Origin of the sequence: Rhizobium giardinii bv. giardinii H152, from assembly GCF_000379605.1 — a bacterium.
Taxonomy (GTDB): Bacteria; Pseudomonadota; Alphaproteobacteria; order Rhizobiales; family Rhizobiaceae; genus Pararhizobium; species Pararhizobium giardinii.
In genome coordinates this window covers 1-1,401 of the sequence record NZ_KB902593.1, presented here as the reverse complement: position 1 = coordinate 1,401, position 1,401 = coordinate 1, and the positions used below count along the sequence as shown (strand labels likewise).

Here is a 1,401-nt window from a genome sequence, read left to right as displayed (position 1 = left end):
ACGAGCGGCTCCCAAGCAGAACGCTCCATAAGCCCTGCGTCGACACGACCGGCGATAAGATCGTCCGCAATCTGATCGGGGCGGTCATAGACGCGGATATCGGCGTCCGGGAAGTTTGCGCGGATAACCTGCTCGTGGGTCGTGCCGGTCTGTACGCCAATCGCGGCCTTTGCCAGGGCGCTTTGCAGCTCCGAGGCAGTCTTGGCATCGGCCGTTTTGCTTCCGGCGGCGACGACAATTGAATTCGGTGCGTCTGCATAGGCGGCGGAAAAGTCGACCTTTTGAGAGCGCTCGTCATTGATAGAGACGCCCGAAATGACCAGGTCGAACTTTCCGACCTGCAGGCCCGGCAGAAGGCCGTCATATGCCTGATTCTGCCAAGAGCATGTGGCCGAGACCCGTTTGCAGATTTCGTCGCCGATGTCCTTGTCGAAGCCTACGATTTCGCCGCTGGCGTTTACCGACTCCCACGGGGGATAGTCGGCGCTGGTGCCGATGCGAAGATCCTCGGCCGATGCGGCGGTAGCAAGGAGTGCCAGGCCAAGTGCGATAGTCAGTCGTTTCATAAAATTCCCCTTTTGTTGGAAACGAAGACATCCTCCGCCCTTCGAAAGGCGGCAGGAATTCTTGGTGGAAATGAATTGGATCAGGCGGCCGATGCGATGCTTTCCTTGAGGAAGAGCGATATGCGCTTCAGGCCTTCGCGAAGAACCTCTTCGCCATTGGTGTAACCAATGCGAAGATAGCCCTCCATGTCCATCGCGCTGCCCGGAGTGAGCATCACGCCGGTCTTGTCGAGAAGACGGAGGCAAAACTCTTTGGACGAGATCGGCAGGTCATACTTCAGCAGGGCGGTTGTGCCGGACTTCGGCTTGATCCAGGAGATCAAAGGCTCCCCATCCACCCAGTCGGAAACGATCGCGAGGTTCGTCCGTGTAATCTTGTGGCTGCGTTCAAGGATCTTGTCCTTGCTTTCCAGTGCGATCGCCGCGAAATGGTCATCCAACATTCCGACGGAGATGGTGTTGTAGTCACGGTGAATTGAGACCGCATGGATTAGAGCCGCGGGCGCCACGATCCAACCAAGCCGGAGACCGGCCAGTGAGAACGTCTTTGACATGCTGCCGGTGCTGATGCCTTTCTCGTAGAGGTCGGCAATTGACGCGGTCATTCCGGTGTCGCCTTCCTGGTCCGTACCGCGATACACTTCGTCACAAAGGATCCAAGCACCGCAAGCACGGGCGATTTCGACGATGTTTTCGAGGTATGCGCGGTCCATCAACGACCCGGTCGGGTTGTTTGGATTGTTGATCGCGATCAGCTTTGTTCCGGACACGGCGAGCTTTTTCAACTCCTCAAGATCCGGCAGAAAGCCGGTTTCCTCGGTCAATTTGAGGATTT

At 57.2% G+C, this 1,401-nt stretch carries 2 protein-coding genes; both read right to left on the bottom strand.

From position 1 onward, the window contains the following. Positions 1–566 (bottom strand): transporter substrate-binding domain-containing protein (locus tag A3AY_RS0108715; RefSeq protein WP_018325296.1); only part of this gene is annotated, 566 nt, incomplete at its 3' end. A gap of 80 nt (positions 567–646) precedes the next feature. Continuing rightward, positions 647–1,401 (bottom strand): aminotransferase class I/II-fold pyridoxal phosphate-dependent enzyme (locus A3AY_RS0108710; protein ID WP_018325295.1); only part of this gene is annotated, 755 nt, incomplete at its 5' end.